At 46.9% G+C, this 15,816-nt stretch carries 13 protein-coding genes; 8 read left to right on the forward strand and 5 right to left on the reverse strand.

The features are described 5' to 3' along the window. The first annotated feature begins 629 nt into the window (after window positions 1-629). Complete coding sequence (gene secA / locus QUB56_RS06715) at window positions 630-3,446, forward strand: preprotein translocase subunit SecA (RefSeq protein WP_332954253.1); 2,817 nt, start codon at window positions 630-632, stop codon at window positions 3,444-3,446. 472 nt (window positions 3,447-3,918) lie between these two features. Next, window positions 3,919-4,542, forward strand: a complete 624-nt coding sequence (locus QUB56_RS06720; RefSeq protein WP_332954255.1) for a hypothetical protein — start codon at window positions 3,919-3,921, stop codon at window positions 4,540-4,542. A 519-nt stretch (window positions 4,543-5,061) separates the two neighbouring features. Here QUB56_RS06720 and QUB56_RS06725 read toward each other — a convergent pair. The 4 genes from QUB56_RS06725 to QUB56_RS06740 form a co-directional block, all read right to left on the reverse strand. Next, window positions 5,062-5,190 (reverse strand): hypothetical protein, encoded by a 129-nt coding sequence (locus QUB56_RS06725; protein WP_332954256.1) that lies wholly within the window; start codon window positions 5,188-5,190, stop codon window positions 5,062-5,064. A 17-nt stretch (window positions 5,191-5,207) separates the two neighbouring features. Then, window positions 5,208-5,501, reverse strand: a complete 294-nt coding sequence (locus QUB56_RS06730; protein WP_332954257.1) for a DUF3288 family protein — start codon at window positions 5,499-5,501, stop codon at window positions 5,208-5,210. A 202-nt stretch (window positions 5,502-5,703) separates the two neighbouring features. Continuing rightward, window positions 5,704-6,624, reverse strand: a complete 921-nt coding sequence (locus QUB56_RS06735) for a hypothetical protein (RefSeq protein WP_332954259.1) — start codon at window positions 6,622-6,624, stop codon at window positions 5,704-5,706. A 73-nt stretch (window positions 6,625-6,697) separates the two neighbouring features. Continuing rightward, a complete protein-coding gene (locus tag QUB56_RS06740; RefSeq protein ID WP_332954261.1) occupies window positions 6,698-7,243 on the reverse strand; it encodes a tetratricopeptide repeat protein in 546 nt (181 codons plus the stop codon). A 172-nt stretch (window positions 7,244-7,415) separates the two neighbouring features. Here QUB56_RS06740 and QUB56_RS06745 point away from each other — a divergent pair, with 172 nt between their 5' ends. Together QUB56_RS06745 and QUB56_RS06750 are read left to right on the forward strand one after the other, a co-directional pair. Beyond that, window positions 7,416-8,144, forward strand: coding sequence for an SDR family oxidoreductase (locus QUB56_RS06745; RefSeq protein ID WP_332954263.1), 729 nt, complete (start codon window positions 7,416-7,418; stop codon window positions 8,142-8,144). 203 nt (window positions 8,145-8,347) lie between these two features. Beyond that, window positions 8,348-9,337, forward strand: a complete 990-nt coding sequence (locus QUB56_RS06750; protein WP_332954265.1) for an NADPH:quinone reductase — start codon at window positions 8,348-8,350, stop codon at window positions 9,335-9,337. Between the two features lie 569 nt (window positions 9,338-9,906). Here QUB56_RS06750 and QUB56_RS06755 read toward each other — a convergent pair. Continuing rightward, complete coding sequence (locus QUB56_RS06755; RefSeq protein ID WP_332954267.1) at window positions 9,907-11,961, reverse strand: serine/threonine-protein kinase; 2,055 nt, start codon at window positions 11,959-11,961, stop codon at window positions 9,907-9,909. A gap of 437 nt (window positions 11,962-12,398) precedes the next feature. Between QUB56_RS06755 and msrP the strand changes: the two genes are divergently transcribed. From msrP to QUB56_RS06775, 4 genes are all read left to right on the forward strand, one after another. Continuing rightward, window positions 12,399-13,382, forward strand: coding sequence for a protein-methionine-sulfoxide reductase catalytic subunit MsrP (gene msrP / locus QUB56_RS06760; protein WP_332954268.1), 984 nt, complete (start codon window positions 12,399-12,401; stop codon window positions 13,380-13,382). Window positions 13,383-13,626: 244 nt separating this feature from the next. Further along, window positions 13,627-14,187, forward strand: coding sequence for a hypothetical protein (locus QUB56_RS06765; RefSeq protein WP_332954271.1), 561 nt, complete (start codon window positions 13,627-13,629; stop codon window positions 14,185-14,187). Window positions 14,188-14,391: 204 nt separating this feature from the next. Then, the gene (locus QUB56_RS06770; protein ID WP_332954272.1) at window positions 14,392-15,054 is read left to right on the forward strand and encodes a Uma2 family endonuclease; all 663 of its coding nucleotides are present in this window, start codon (window positions 14,392-14,394) and stop codon (window positions 15,052-15,054) included. A 66-nt stretch (window positions 15,055-15,120) separates the two neighbouring features. Continuing rightward, the gene (locus QUB56_RS06775) at window positions 15,121-15,777 is read left to right on the forward strand and encodes a Uma2 family endonuclease (RefSeq protein WP_332954274.1); all 657 of its coding nucleotides are present in this window, start codon (window positions 15,121-15,123) and stop codon (window positions 15,775-15,777) included. The last annotated feature ends 39 nt before the right edge of the window (window positions 15,778-15,816 follow it).

Raw genomic sequence — 15,816 nt, forward strand, 5'->3', positions numbered from 1 at the left:
TTTCGATTTTCGATTTTCGATTTTCGATTAAAACGCGCTCGCACTTGCGGAACTTTCACCAGAAATGCGATCGGTCAGTCTGCTGTTTGACGGTTAGGCCCCTCGAACCCCTGAATAACCCGGAACACAAGTCAATCGATTTTCGATTTTCGATTTTCGATTTTCGATTAAAACGCGCTCGCACTTGCGGAACTTTCACCAGAAATGCGATCGGTCACTCTGCTGTTTGACGCTTAGGCCCCTCGAACCCCTTAATCACCGGGAACAGAATTCAATTATTCAATCGAAAATCCAAAATCTCAAATCTAAAATCGATCGCTCGCCCTTCCGGACTTTTCACCAAAAATGCGGTCAGTCTGCTGTTTGACGATTAGGGCCCTCCATCCCCTTAATAAACCGGAACACAGGTCAACTATTCAATCGAAAATCCAAAATCGAAAATCCAAAATCGATCGATTATTCAATCGAAAATCTAAAATCGAAAATCCAAAATCGGTCGGTTGCCCGCACCGACGGCCCAGGAGAGCCAATGGTTGCTACAATCGGGGAGGGTATATGTTGTGGCTAACACTACAGCCCGTAACCCTGAAAGCTAATAGCTAAATTATTAAAAATCTGCCTCTCCTGCCATGTTTAAAAATCTGCTAGGCGACCCCAACGCGCGCAAACTTAGAAAATTTCAGCCTTGGGTAGCTGATATCAATATCTTGGAACAAGACTTCCGCGCACTCTCAGACGACGAGCTCAGAGGCAAAACGGCGGAGTTTAAAGGACGTCTGGCAAAAGCTAAATCTCTCAACGAAGAGAAAGAGATCCTAGACGAAATCTTGCCCGAGGCTTTTGCAGTGGTGCGGGAAGCAGGACAACGGGTTTTAGGAATGCGCCACTTTGATGTCCAACTCCTCGGGGGCATTATCCTGCACAAAGGCCAAATTGCCGAAATGAAAACCGGTGAAGGCAAAACTCTCGTGGCGACGCTGCCGGCTTACCTCAACGCCCTCAACGGTAAAGGCGTACACATCATCACCGTCAACGATTATCTCGCCAGACGCGACGCAGAATGGATGGGACAGGTCCACCGCTTCCTGGGATTGACTGTGGGACTGATTCAGCAGGGCATGGATCAGGTGGAACGCAAGAAAAATTATAGCTGCGATATTACCTACGCCACTAACAGCGAAGTCGGCTTTGATTATTTGCGCGACAACATGGCTACTGTCATGGAAGATGTTGTGCAGCGTCCTTTTAATTTCTGCGTGATTGATGAGGTTGACTCGGTGCTGATTGATGAAGCACGGACGCCTTTAATTATTTCCGGCCAGGTGGAACGCCCCAGCGAGAAGTATATCCGGGCGGCTGAGGTAGCTGCTGCTCTGAGAAAGGAAAATGAAGAACATTACGAGGTTGACGAAAAGGCTCGGAATGTGCTACTGACCGATGAAGGCTTTGGTGAAGCTGAGCGGTTGTTGGGTGTTACGGATTTGTACGACCCGGCTGACCCTTGGGCGCATTACATTTTTAATGCGATTAAAGCCAAGGAATTGTTTATTAAGGATATTAACTACATCGTCACTCCCGATCGCGAAGTGGTGATTGTCGATGAGTTTACCGGGCGGGTGATGCCGGGACGGCGCTGGAGTGACGGTTTGCACCAGGCGATCGAAGCTAAGGAACGGGCGGAAATTCAGCCGGAAACTCAGACGCTGGCGACGATTACTTATCAGAATTTCTTTTTGCTTTATCCGAAGCTGTCGGGGATGACTGGGACGGCAAAGACTGAAGAGACCGAGTTTGAGAAGATTTACAATCTGGAAGTGACGCTGATTCCCACTAACCGCATTACCAGCCGCACAGACCTTTCGGATATGGTTTACAAGGCTGAGGCTGGAAAGTGGAATGCCATCTCCCAAGAATGCGCGGAAATGCACGATATGGGCCGGCCGGTGCTGGTGGGTACTACAAGCGTGGAAAAGTCGGAGTTGCTGTCGCGGCTGCTGCAGGAGAGGAAAATTCCTCACAATTTGCTTAATGCTAAACCGGAAAATGTGGAGCGGGAATCAGAAATTATCGCTCAAGCCGGACGCAAAGGCGCTGTGACGATCGCGACAAACATGGCGGGACGCGGTACTGATATTATTTTGGGCGGTAATTCTGAGTACATGGCGCGCCTCAAGTTGCGGGAGTATTTTATGCCCCGAATCGTGCAACCCGAGGATGACGACGGGTTTTCGGTGGTCCAAGTGCCGGGTATTGGTGGCCGCCCCGCAGCTCAAGGTTTTGCTCCGACTACGAAAAAGGTAAAGTCTTGGAAAGCTTCGGCGCAGATTTTCCCGACGCAGCTATCGAAAAATGCCGAACAAATGCTCAAGGCGGCGGTGGAATTCGCGGTGAAAGAGTACGGCGAGCGATCGCTCTCGGAATTGCAAGCCGATGATATCGTGGCTGTAGCTTCGGAAAAAGCGCCGACAAAAGACGCGGTAATTCAAAAATTGCGGGAAGCTTACAATTCAATTCGCAAGGAATACGATGCTTTTACCAGCACCGAACACGATGAAGTGGTGCAGTTGGGAGGCTTGCACGTCATCGGTACCGAACGCCACGAATCGCGCCGGATCGACAATCAGTTGCGCGGCCGGGCGGGACGCCAAGGTGACCCGGGTTCAACGCGGTTTTTCTTGAGTTTGGAAGACAATTTGCTCAGGATTTTTGGCGGCGAACGGGTGGCCGGCTTGATGAAGGCTTTCGGTGTTGAGGAAGATATGCCGATCGAATCTGGAATGCTGACTCGTTCCCTCGAAGGCGCTCAGAAAAAAGTCGAAACCTACTATTACGATATCCGCAAGCAGGTATTTGAATACGACGAAGTGATGAACAATCAGCGTCGAGCAATCTATGCGGAACGCCGCCGAGTATTGGAAGGTTTGGACTCCAAGGAACAGGTAATTAGATATGCGGAACAGACGATGGATGACATCGTGGGAGCATACATCAACCCCGATTTACCTTCGGAAGAATGGGAAATCGACAAACTTGTGAGCAAGGTGAAGGAATTTGTTTATCTGCTGGCTGACATGACACCGGATCAGCTAGAAGATTTGTCCGTTGAGGAAATTAAAACTTTCTTGCACGAACAAGTCCGCAATGCTTACGACATGAAAGAAGCGGAAGTTAATGCAATCCGAGCTGAATTGATGCGCGATGCGGAACGGTTCTTTATTTTGCAGCAAATTGATACTTTGTGGCGGGAACACTTGCAACAAATGGATGCTTTGCGCGAGTCTGTAGGGCTGCGCGGTTACGGGCAGAAAGACCCGCTGATCGAGTACAAAACAGAAGGTTACGAGCTGTTTTTGGACATGATGACGGATATCCGCCGCAATGTGGTTTATTCGCTGTTCCAGTTCCAGCCGCAGCCGGCAATGCAAGTTTCGCCAGAGATGGTTTGAAGATAGTTAACTGTTGACTGTTGACCAAAAAGAGAGCACCACGATTCCCGACTTTTTTAAAAAGTCGGGAACTTAAATCACAGCATCAAAAAATTGGGTATAAACCCCGTCCTTTTAGGACGGCTTTGTGTTACAATATAATTGGTGAATGACCCAGCCGCCGCCACGATGGAGACATAAACCCGCGTCTCCAAAGCTTGCAATGACTGCAACGGGGAAGAAAAATCGGTAGACCGGGAAAAGATGACTTGGCTATGGGCACTCTGCCCCTAGAATCAAACAACAAAAATTTTTGTTGCTATTCGACAGATAAAACCGCTTTCTCTTGCGGGGTTAGTCTGTGGAGCGAGCATAAGACTAAATCTCCTTGAGGGTGGAGCCCGCTGCTAAGAAACAGAAAGGTTCAAGAAGTGATTCTTGGAATCACCGTGCCTGATTGTCGGCGAGGATCTCAAAAGTGAGAGGTTTAGTTATGAAAAATAATGTGTGGGTTGTAAGCGGTTTAGCGCTTTCTCTTATAACTACCACTTTGACGGCTAGTGCTGCTTCTTTTCGTAATGACATTACTGGCGTAAAAAATGCTCCTAATGCCACACCTTGGGGAGGATGGTCTACCGCAATTTATTGCCCTGCTGGTAGCTACGTTGGTGGGTATTCGATGAGGGTTGAACCACCGCAAGGTGGGGGCGACGATACTGCACTCAATGCTGTTGCCTTATATTGTTACAATCGTGCTGGAGATATGGTCGAGCGGATTGTACCGCATCCGGGATTTTGGGGGAATTGGGGTGAAGGAGCTAATTGCTCGAAAGGAGCTTATGCAGTGGCCTTTAAACTGAAAGTAGAACCAGAACAAGGCAATGGTGATGATACAGCAGCAAATTCTGTAGCTTTTGGCTGTAGTAATAGCACTGTAATTGAAGCATCTGGTGGAGGTCAATGGGGAAATTGGACACGAGATTGGTTAACAGGTCCGCCGAATTCGGCAATTTGTGGTGTTCGCGCCAAAGTTGAAGATCAGCAAGGAAGGGGAGATGATACTGCTTTGAATGATTTAGAGTTTACCTGGTGCCAATTACCAAAACCGGTTAGCTAAGGTTCACCACAGCCATCACCAACTTCAACGCCAATTGCAAGTAACAGTGGCATCCGCCTTTTTGAAAATCCTGTCGGTGAAAATGGTATCCCAATTGATGTAGCGCTAAAAGGTGCCAATGGGCTAGATCCTAGCGCACGCCAATTGGGGGCAGATACATTTTGTCGGTTGAGGGGATATGGAAAGGCTGTGAACTTCCAAGTTGCAAATGGGAGCAACAGGGGTACCTTGCAATTCGATCCCAGCACAGGAGGCTGGACATCCTGCCCGAGTTGTGGGATGTATTTTACGAGGGTAGCTTGTCAATAAAGAGCAGTACGGGCGATTTAGTGGTTAGAAACTAATGAAGCTGTAAGTTTGAATCTGAATGGATGAGTTGCTGTCAGTGCTGCGGCAATTAACCTCGGCACTAGCTATTTGGGTATGGTTCAAGCGCTTGCTCACAGCGATATTACGGCAAATGTTTTTGTTGCAAGGTGGTTTCTTTAGCCCGGGCTTTACGGACATACTTGAGTGGAATTAAGCGCGATCGCCTTTGAGTTTGACTTGAGGCGATCGCAATGCACTTGAATAGTCGTAGACGCACGGCTCGTCAGAAACCGGTTTTTTTTTACGAGAAGACGCCTTACAGCCCGCAGAAACTGCCAAAAACCCGGTTTCTCAAGTTATACCCAATCTTCTTGATCGCTTTTTTGCTTTCTATAAACTTCACCTTGGGCGTGAATTTTACGGGTTTGTTCGTAAAGAGTTTCTTCGGTATGATTCCATTGTTGCAGGACTTTTTTTAAGTCTGATTGAATATCTCTAGCGCCGGGAAAGCCTCGGTAGCGAATTATTAATCTTGCTAATTCCGATAAATTGTAGTCGGTTGCTTCTGAGGCTAATAAAGTATCGACGGTGGCTCGATCGCGCTTGTATTGCGGATGCTGCTGATCTTGAGTTTTTTCTACTGAATCCATATTAAGTAAGTGGGTATAAATAAACATTACATGGGAGCGGGCGGGTTTATGATATTATTAGTCTTAGGCTATTATGGTTGGTAAAACCCGCCCCTACAATTCAGATTCTTCTAAGATTGTTTTTGTGTTTAACTACATATTTATATTTCCCAATCATCAGAATACCAAAAACCTCGACTTCTTGAAAAAGTCAAGATTCTGATTAGAGTTTTGCTTGTGTTGTCCCTTCAGTCATCCCCAGAAATTTTTGTGTTTTTTCAGTAATACCAAATAGTCGATCGCCCTGACAAAAGATTTCCCAGGCGCGAATTCCCATAAAACCAATACCTGCAACCGCCAAGGGCATCGCTGCGGCACCTAAAAGCGCGGCAATCGGGGGAAATATCATGCACAGTGTTAACAGAATGCCAGTAACAACACCGCCAGCAATTCCAGCTTTGGCGGTGGCGGTGGCGACTTGTTCCACTAACTCTGACTGGGTAATTTTCCCTTCCACGCACAATAGCGAGTTTTCTAAGATAGAAAATATTAACTCAATTACTGCGGCGGCGATCGCCCCTTTCATTGCAGCCCCCACGATTTCCGCAACTGCTGCTTTAAACGCTGCATCCGCTAAAACTTGCTTAGCGACTGCTAATTCTGCAGCAGTCATGTCTTTACCACCGCGAGCACGATTCACCCAAAAATATTCAAAAATCCCGTTAGCAGCTTCGCTTGGGCCTCCATTGACGTGCGCTTGGATGTGACTCCAATCTTTATCTTGACAGAATTTGCGAATGGCTTCTGGCCCTTGGGCGCGAATTTGGGCGGGTATAGATTCAAATACTTTTGCTGCTTCTTGCACATTTCGCATTCCGTCACGCACCCCAGCCCTAGCAAATTTGAATTGCAGCTTTGTTGGCAGGTTCTCAAAACGGATGTTATGTGCTATTTTGAAAGCTTCTTGAGAGGCGATCGCCCCAGCACTAACCATTGAACTTGGCGCTGATTGTACCCACGCCGTTAATACAGTTGCACTTTCCTCAACTTTAGCAGCGACTTCGTTGGCTAAGTTTTGGGTGTCGGCAACAGTTTCTCGTACTTTAGCCGTTAGCAATTCGAGCAGATTCTGGTTAATTTCCATGTCGAGCCAGCTTGCATGGTTAATGATTGAATTATTCCGACTATAACATTCCTCTTCCACTAAGTCTTATTTTTTACTTAAATGCTTCTAACTCCGGCTGTAAATCTAGAGCTTTTTTCTGATAAAATAAACTTTCATTGATTCGCCCTTGCTGTTCCAAAATTTTGCCTAAATTCCAATAAGCTGGGGCTAAATCTGGTTGAATAGCAATAGCTTTGTGATAGTACATTATGGCATCATCTAGCCGCTCTTGTTTGTAAAACATACTGCCCAAATTAACATAGGCTTCGACAAAATTAGGGTCAAATTCGATCGCCTTTGAGTAGGCGCGAATTGCTGCGTCTATTTTGCCTTGGGCTTGCAGGATATTGCCTAGAGTTTTGTAGGCGGCGACGAAAGTGGGCTGCTTGCGAAGTGCTTGGTAACAGGAGGCGATCGCCTCTACATATTTCTGTTGCGCGTAATAAATTTCTGCTATCTTGCTGTGTACAACAGCCTCATCCGTCTTCAGGGCTAGTATTTTTTGATATTGAGCGATCGCCTCCTCAAGTTTTCCTGATTTCTGGAGGGTATCGCCTGCGGACAAATACTGCTCTGCTAACTCGGAATTTACAGTCATAGATTTTACTTTAAAAGCCGAGACTACTTTACCACAACTGTTAGTTAGCAAGCGCGATTTCTAGGAATATTCTGACTGTGTGATATTTTCAATTTGTTTGTGTACCGGAATGCGGAAAAAAATAGTATGATTATTTTGAACTAGCATCAATGCTAATTGCAGAGGAAATCTCATGGCATCACTAGCAGGAAAAGTGGCAATTGTGACTGGTGCATCGCGAGGAATTGGACGCGCGATCGCCCTCCGATTATCCCAAGAAGGCGCAGCGGTTGTCGTCAACTACGCCAGAGGCGCACAGCAGGCTAAAGATGTTGTGTCAGCGATTGAAGCATCGGGCGGCAAAGCATTAGCCGTGCAAGCCGATGTCAGTAAAACCGCAGAAATTCGCGATTTGTTCGATCGCACTCAGGAAACCTCTTCACAAATCGATATTTTAGTCAATAATGCAGGAGTAATTCTTTACAAACCTCTAGCCGAAGTTACCGAAGCAGAGTTTGATAATCTTTTTGCAATTAACGTCAAAGGCACGTTTTTTGCTTGTCAAGAAGCTGCTAAACGCATGGCGGAGGGAGGAAGAATTGTTAATTTTTCCAGTTCGACAACGGCGATGCTACTGCCAACTTACGGAGTTTACGTGGCGACAAAAGGCGCGGTGGAACAGCTAACTCGATCGCTGGCTAAGGAATTGGGCGATCGCCAAATTACAGTCAATGTAATTTCTCCTGGTCCAACAGATACAGAACTCTTTACAGTCGGCAAAACCGCCGAACAAATACAAAGATTTACCCAAATGACTGCTTTGGGAAGACTCGGAAAAGTTGAAGATATTGCCGAGATGACCAAGAATTTCAAAGGTGGTACCCGCCACGTGATTTATCCGTGGAATCAATCCAAAATCTAAAATCTAAAATCCTCAAGAAAGAGCATTTATCCGTGGGGTCAATCTAAAATCTAAAATCTAAAATCTAAAATCGATTGACGGCTTTTTTGTGCAGCGAACAAGCCCGGTGGATTACCGGACAAAATATCCGCGTTAACGGCGGCCTTGCTTAAAGTAACGGGGGGCGCGTTTATGAAGATTAAAAACATCAGGAGAAAACAACAGTGAAAGCTGCTTACTACGAACAAATCGGCAACGCCAAAGATGTCCTCAAAATTGGCGAAATGGATGTTCCCGAATTGGGTGCAGGTGAAGTGCTGATTAAAGTACACGCATCCGGCATTAACCCCTCCGATGTCAAGCAGCGCAGCGGTTGGGGCGGACTCAAAATGCGACACCAGCGAGTCATTCCCCACAACGACGGTGCAGGAATAATTGAATCAGTAGGAGAAAGCGTGCCGCCGTCACGAATTGGCGAACGTGTTTGGATTTATGAAGCTACAGTGGCCCGCCGATTGGGTACGGCGGCGGAATATGTGGTTGTACCCAGCGAACAAGCGGTTTTTCTGCCAGATAATACAGAATTTGTAGAAGGTGCTTGTTTGGGAGTACCCGCAATGACAGCTCACAATTGCGTTTTTAAAGATGGTGCTGTTACGGGGAAAACAATATTAGTTACGGGCGGCGCGGGTGCTGTGGGAAATTATGCGATTCAATTAGCCAAATGGGGCGGAGCAACTGTAATTGCGACTGTAAGTTCGGCGGAAAAAGCAGAAATTGCCAGAGCTGCCGGAGCGGATTATATTGTCAATTACAAAGCCGAAGATGTGGCGGCGCGCATCAAAGAAATTACGAAAGGGGAAGGAGTCGATCGCGCAATTGAAGTTGACTTTGCTAGCAATTTGGAAACTAATTTAAAAGCGCTCAAACGCAACGGCACGCTCGCCACCTATGCTTCGGATTCGGATGTAACGCCTCAAATTCCAGTGTACTCCTTAATTTACAAAAATCTTACCGTACATTACGTGCTAGTTTATATGATCGACAAAGCAGCGCATCAACAAGCTGCAGAAGATATTACAACTTGTTTAAAAGCAGGAGTTTTGCGCCACGTTATTGCTGGTCGGTTTGCTTTAGACGAGATTGCCGCCGCCCACGAAATGCAGGAAAGCGGAAAGGCGATCGGGAATTTGGTTTTAGTCATTAGTCATTAGTTATTAGTTATGAGTTATTAGTCATTAGTTGTTAGTCATTAGTCATTACTTATTAGTCAGTGGTTATATCATGTCCGGTCGAGCGACCGCGATTTTTGTAGGGGGATTCACCAACAATACCTGCCAATAATTGACTATCTCAAAAACCCGCCCCGACCGGGATATTATGGTTAATCGATCGGACATGATATTATATGATGTCCGGCGATCTAAGCATCATAAGTTTGTAGTGAGGAAGAAGAGTCCTTTGTTAAAGCTTTTAGCTAATAAAGACTAAAGTCATTACTACAAACGACTTTTATTATGGGTAATTTACCCCAAATGATATTATTTTTTATTTCTAACTGAGAAAGGTTATATATGAAGGTTGATATCAAATCCGTTAGCATCGGAATAGTAAATTAGAGTTCACTGTTCACTGTCAACAGTCAACAGTCAACCGTCAACATCATTGGGGTGTAACCGGAAATGATATGACCTAAGAAAAAGACAGCCACACCACCCAATCAGAGTTTGTTGAGACTGTCCTTTCTTAAAAGTGTATATCTAACTCCGGCCGATCGCCAAAATCAAGGAGACAGCCGCCAGACCTTAATCGTGTCGTCAAAACTGCCGCTGATCAGAGTTTTGTCCTGAGGATTAAAAGCCAATTCCACCCAAGTAGAATGACCCTTCAGAGTACCCGCCATTTCGCCGGAACCCATCCGCCACAGCTTGATAGTCCCGCTCAAATCGGCGCTGGCGAGCTTGTCTCCGTCGGGACTGAAAGCCAAGGACTTAACCTTGTCAGAATGGCCGATCAAAGTCTGCTGCAGAGAACCGTTGGCGTGCCGGGACTGATTGTTGGGGCTGATATCCCACAACTTCACCGTCTTGTCCCAACTGCCACTGGCGAGAGTTTGACCGTCCGGGCTGATGGCCAGAGACCAAACCCCCTCGGAATGACCCCAAAGAGTTTCTTTCAATTCCCCAGTCTGCCAGTTCCACAGGTTGATCTTACCGTCGCTGCTGCCGATCGCCAAAGTTTGTCGATCGGGACTGAAAGCCACCGACTGCACCTCGTCAAAAACCCGCTTGAGAGTTTCCAACTCGACCCCGCTTGCAACTTCCCACAGCTTCAAAGTTTTGTCCTTACCGACACTGGCCAGCTTGTCTCCGTCGGGACTGAAAACCACCGAGAACACCCCGTCTGTGTGTCCGTCCAAAGTCCGAATTAACTTGCCCGAATAGAAATTCCACAATTTAATCGTACCGTCAACGCCGCCGCTGGCGATCGTCCTGCCGTCGGGACTGACGGCCACCGACCACACCGGCCCCAAATGTCCTGCTAAAACCTTGAGCAGCTTGCCCTGACGCTTGTGCAGCAGGTGAATTGTGCCGTCGTTGTTGCCGCTGACAATCACGCGACCGTTGGGAGCGACTGCTACCGCCCAAACCGGATTTTTGTCTTGATCCGCCAGAGTTCGCACTGCGGGCTCTGACGGCGATGCCTCACCCCTGAAATCCTGCATCGGGGGCGGATTGAACCGAATTTCGGGAATGCTAGAAACAGGCTCAGAAGAAGTGAAAGCTTGCGGTGCAGGAGATGGCAAGCGAGAACCCAGCACTACGGACAGCAGGGCAACCGTACTTGCTCCCCACACGGCCAAAGTCCACTTGGGTTTGCCGAGAATCACGTCTACCGGTGCCGGGCCGTATTTCATGTCTGTGAGAATTGCCTGGGTCGAGCGATAGCGTTTTGATGGTTCTCGCTGCACCATTTTATCCAGGATGCGGCCGAGTCGCGCCGAAACTGGTACTTTCAAATAATGCCTCCATGCCCAAGTGTCGGCTTTGATGTCAAACAAATCAAAGGGAGACATTCCCGTTAACAAGTGAATGCAAGTGACGCCCAAACTGTAGATGTCGCTGCTTTTAATCGCTTGACCTTTAATTTGTTCCGGGGCCGCGTATTCGGCAGAACCCATCGCAGTTTCTGTTTTGAGCGGTCCGCTGTTGGCAGGAATTGCCGCGCCGAAATCCACTAAAACTAGCCCTCGACCACCTTCCCCGGACACCGAATGCAGAGGTTCTCGGACTGCCAAAGCTGGGGATGCTTGGGGAGATTTGCGGTGAATAATATTGGACGGTTTGATATCTCGGTGAATCAGTTGATTGTCGTGAACAAATTGCAGGACTGGCAACAATTCGCTCAGCAGATACCAAATTTGAATTTCTTTAAGAACACCTTTTTCGGAAAGCCGATCGGCTAAATTGAGGCCTTCGATGTATTCTTGCACTAAATACTGGCAGCCTTCGACTTCAAAAAATGCCAGCAGTTTCGGTATTTGAGGATGTTTCCCCAACTCGTCGAGCCGCTCGGCTGAGCCTAGAAATGTCCGGTTTAGCTGGTGAGGACCGTCTGCAGCCCAGGATGAGCCGCAGAACTGTTGAATGACGCAGCGGGGTTGCGAAGGTTGGTCTTCATCGACACCTAAGAAGGTACGGCAACTGAGACTTTGACCGAGGGTGTGAAAGACTCGGTAGCGACCTTTTAGCAGCAAGTTCGACTCGCAACTTTTGCAGATTGTCGCGCGATCGAGATTTTGGGGGTTGTGGCAATGGGGATTGGTGCAGTAACTCATTTGTCTTTCCGCTGGAGACCCCCGTCCGAGATACAAAGCTGGTGGGGGAGGAAAGCGGGGCGGTGCGTGCCGCTTCCTGTGGACAAATTAAATAATTGGAATCTTTGCTTTATGATAATTGTTTCCTAGATTTTCGCCACAATGGCTTCGGTTTACGCGCGTAAATAATTGCTGACTTTCCTGCGAGCGAGGTTTAATAGGTCTATCGATTGCTCGAGCGAGCGGTTCGATTCGCTGTTACCGAATTACGTTATACTGTCATTGCGAATACTTTCAGGGCGATCGCAAGCATTGCCAAAGCAATGGCGACGCATTGCCAAATATCCGCGATTCTTTGTTCTATGGAGTCAATCTCAAACCTCAAATCTCAAATCGACTAACAGATTAAAACTTAAGCAACTTTCGCCCAACTAACTACTAACTTTTAACTATTACTTATGCCCTTAATTCGCGTTTCCAAACCTTGGGAAATTCTCGAACCCCAAATTACCCCAGAAACAGCCTTTCTCAACCGCCGCCGCTTCATGACAAATTTAATTGGCGCCGGCGTGACTGCTTCGCTGCTGCCGCTGACCGGCTGCCAAAGCAATGCGAGCTCAAAAACTGCTTTGGATCAAAGCTCAACCCAAGCATATGCGGGATTGAGCCGGAATCCGGCCTTTGCCAAAGTCGATCGAGAGATTACCGACGAAGCCTTAGCTACAAAATACAACAATTTTTACGAATACGGCGGCACAAAATCTATTTGGCAAGCAGCTCAAGCTTTGCCAACAGAAAACTGGAAAGTAGAAGTAGGCGGTTTAGTAAAAAATCCCCGAACTTATGATATTGACGACCTCGAAAAGAAATTTCCGATCGAAGAACGAGTTTATCGATTTCGCTGTGTAGAAGCCTGGGCGATGGTAGTTCCTTGGGTCGGATTTCCCATGAAATTACTCATGGCTGATGTCGAACCGCAATCGAAAGCGAAATTCGTTCGCTTCACCTCATTTTACGACCCCAAAATAACTCCCGGCCCCGGTTTGATGTCGCAATTTTATCCTTGGCCTTATACCGAAGGTCTGCGAATTGAAGAAATGGCCAACGATTTAGCTTTTTTTGCCACAGGCTTGTATGGCAGAAGGCTACCAAAACAAAATGGTGCGCCCCTGCGGCAAGTGATTCCTTGGAAATACGGTTTTAAGGGTGCAAAGTCGATCGTCAAAATTGAATTTGTAGAAAAACAGCCCGCCACTTTTTGGAATACAATCGGCCCCAACGAATACGCCTTTGAAGCAAATGTCGAACCCGACAAACCGCACCCGAGATGGTCGCAGGCCAGCGAACGGATAGTCGGCCCCGGTAACAGTTGGTCCTGGGAAACTCGCCCAACTTTGCCCTATAACGGTTACGGCGAATATGTGGCGAGTTTGTACAGTTAATTGACGGATTTCCCCTCGTTTCTAGGCTCTGCCTTTGTACAGTTAATTGACGGATTTCCCCTCCCTCGTTCCCCTCGTTTCTAGGCTCTGCCTAGGAACGCATATCCGGAGGCTCTGCCTCCTTATTCCCGCGAGGCAGAGCCTCGGGTTCAGGCATTCCCAGGCAGAGCCTGGGAACGAGAAAAGAAACTCCACGCTCCGATCCTTTACTACGAGTGACACCAGAACTTTAGGAGGTAAAAAAATGCAATTGTGGCATCCACTTCAGTTAATCCCCGGTGGTTTAACTCATTGGCTAGTATTGGGACTGTTGGTTGCTATCTCTTTGGGATTGGCACTAAAGACAAACCACAGATCGCTCAAAACCCCTGGTAAAGCTCCCTGGGGTATTCTTTCTCTTGAATTTGCAGGCAATGAAGAGAAAGCTAGCGCAATTATTGCCTCTTGGCAGAAGACGGGAGCATCCAACAATGCTTTAACCAGCCTGTATTGGGATAATTTTTTTCTAGTGGTTTATTCAACGACGATCGCTTTAGGCTGTATGATGGCTGCTGATAGCCTGCACGCGCCTGGAACTTTGGAGTACAACTTAGCGATTCTACTGGCTTGGGCGCAATGGCTGGCAGCGGTACTCGATCGAACAGAAAATTTCGCGCTTGAGAAAATGCTTCGCGGTGCTGTAAAAAGTCCCTGGCCTCAGATCGCTTGGTGGTGTGCTGTACCCAAGTTCATCATCATTTCTGCAGGACTAGGCTATGTAGCGATCGCATTCATTCTCTGGCTGGTTGCTCTCCTAAAAACCTAAAGCCAAATACTTCCCGCAGGTGACGCAATGCCTAATATCCGAGCGAATCAGGCATTCCCAGGCAGAGCCTGGAAGAAAAACAACCTCCTATTTTCTGCGAGGCAGAGCCTCGGATTCAGGCATTCCCAGGCAGAGCCTGGAAGAAAAACAACCTCCTATTATCCTCTATAATAAAAATTGATGAAGCTACCAAGGAATTGTTAAATGGTAACAACAACATCAACTCCCATCGAGCAGCAAACTACCCCAGAAAACCGAGTTATTTTAAAAGGTGTCAGTTGGTCAACTTTTAAAGCATTGCTGGCAGATGTTGGGGACGATAGAGCTTGGAGAATTGCTTACGATAGAGGATTATTAGAAATCAGGATGCCACATCTAGAACATGAACTTCCCAAAGGACTGATAGAAAGCTTTATTGAAGCTACAGCAGACGAACTAGAAATCGAAGTGATGAAAGCTGGTTCTCTGACTCTCGAACGGGAAGATTTAACTCGTGTTGTCGAACCTGATACTTGTTTCTACATTCAAAATGAAGCCAGCGTCAGAGGTAAAAGAGATATCAACCTCCCAGAGGATTTGCCGCCTGATTTAGCAATAGAGTCGGATTACACGAATTCTTCAGTTAATAAAGATTCCATATATGCTGCTCTTGGTGTTCCCGAACTTTGGAGGTATCGGCGGGAATCTCTGCAAGTTTATCAACTCGTAGAGGGAAAATATGAAAAGTGCGAGATCAGTTTAGCTTTTCCCTTTTTACCCGTTGCCGAAATTCCCGGTTTCATCGAACAAAGCAGAACAGTCGGACAGCGTGCGGCTGTGCGTTTGTTTCGGCAAAGAATTAGAGAGATTTTGCCGATTCAAAGTTAACGCAAAAATCAGACTTACTCTAATCGACTACAATAAAAATTGATGAAGCTCCCAAGGAATTGTTAAATGGTAACAACATCAACTCCCATCGAGCAGCAAACTACCCCAGAAAACCGAGTTATTTTAAAAGGTGTCAGTTGGTCAACTTTTAAAGCATTGCTGGCAGATGTTGGGGACAATAGAGCTTGGAGAATTGCTTACGATGAAGGAGTATTAGAAATCAGGATGCCGCTGGAAGAACACGAAGAACCCAAACGACTGATAGAAAGCTTTGTGGAAGCCCTTGTAGATGAGCTGGAAATTGAACTTAGGAGTCTTGGTTCGCTGACTCTTGAACGAGAAGATTTAACTCGTGCTGTAGAACCTGATTCCTGTTTCTACATTCAAAATGAATCTTTAGTTAGAGGCAGAAATATCAATTTGCCAAATGACCCGCCGCCGGATTTAGCTATCGAGTCGGATTACACAAATTCATCTGTGAATAAGTTTACAATTTATGCTGCAATTGGCGTGCCCGAAATTTGGAGGTATCGCCGGGAATCTCTGCAAGTTTATCAACTGGTAGAAGGGAAATATGAAGTGTGCAAGATCAGTTTAGCTTTTCCCTTTTTACCCGTTGCCGAAATTCCTGGTTTCATCGAACAAAGCAGAACAGTCGGACAGCGTGCGGCAGTGCGTTTGTTTCGGCAAAGAATTAGAGAGATTTTACTCAGTCAAAGTTAACAATAAAATCCAACTTACTGTAGTTAAAAAACTAGCAAG

Source organism: Microcoleus sp. AR_TQ3_B6 (assembly GCF_036702785.1).
GTDB lineage: Bacteria > Cyanobacteriota > Cyanobacteriia > Cyanobacteriales > Microcoleaceae > Microcoleus.

Excerpts from the sequence above, each read along its gene's own strand:
- QUB56_RS06765 (WP_332954271.1), top strand. The coding sequence starts at position 13,627 with ATGCAATTGTGGCATCCACTTCAGTTAATCCCCGGTGGTTTAACTCAT.
- QUB56_RS06755 (WP_332954267.1), bottom strand. The coding sequence starts at position 11,961 with ATGAGTTACTGCACCAATCCCCATTGCCACAACCCCCAAAATCTCGAT.
- secA (WP_332954253.1), top strand. The coding sequence starts at position 630 with ATGTTTAAAAATCTGCTAGGCGACCCCAACGCGCGCAAACTTAGAAAA.
- QUB56_RS06720 (WP_332954255.1), top strand. The coding sequence starts at position 3,919 with ATGAAAAATAATGTGTGGGTTGTAAGCGGTTTAGCGCTTTCTCTTATA.
- msrP (WP_332954268.1), top strand. The coding sequence starts at position 12,399 with ATGCCCTTAATTCGCGTTTCCAAACCTTGGGAAATTCTCGAACCCCAA.
- QUB56_RS06770 (WP_332954272.1), top strand. The coding sequence starts at position 14,392 with ATGGTAACAACAACATCAACTCCCATCGAGCAGCAAACTACCCCAGAA.
- QUB56_RS06730 (WP_332954257.1), bottom strand. The coding sequence starts at position 5,501 with ATGGATTCAGTAGAAAAAACTCAAGATCAGCAGCATCCGCAATACAAG.
- QUB56_RS06745 (WP_332954263.1), top strand. The coding sequence starts at position 7,416 with ATGGCATCACTAGCAGGAAAAGTGGCAATTGTGACTGGTGCATCGCGA.
- QUB56_RS06775 (WP_332954274.1), top strand. The coding sequence starts at position 15,121 with ATGGTAACAACATCAACTCCCATCGAGCAGCAAACTACCCCAGAAAAC.
- QUB56_RS06740 (WP_332954261.1), bottom strand. The coding sequence starts at position 7,243 with ATGACTGTAAATTCCGAGTTAGCAGAGCAGTATTTGTCCGCAGGCGAT.
- QUB56_RS06735 (WP_332954259.1), bottom strand. The coding sequence starts at position 6,624 with ATGGAAATTAACCAGAATCTGCTCGAATTGCTAACGGCTAAAGTACGA.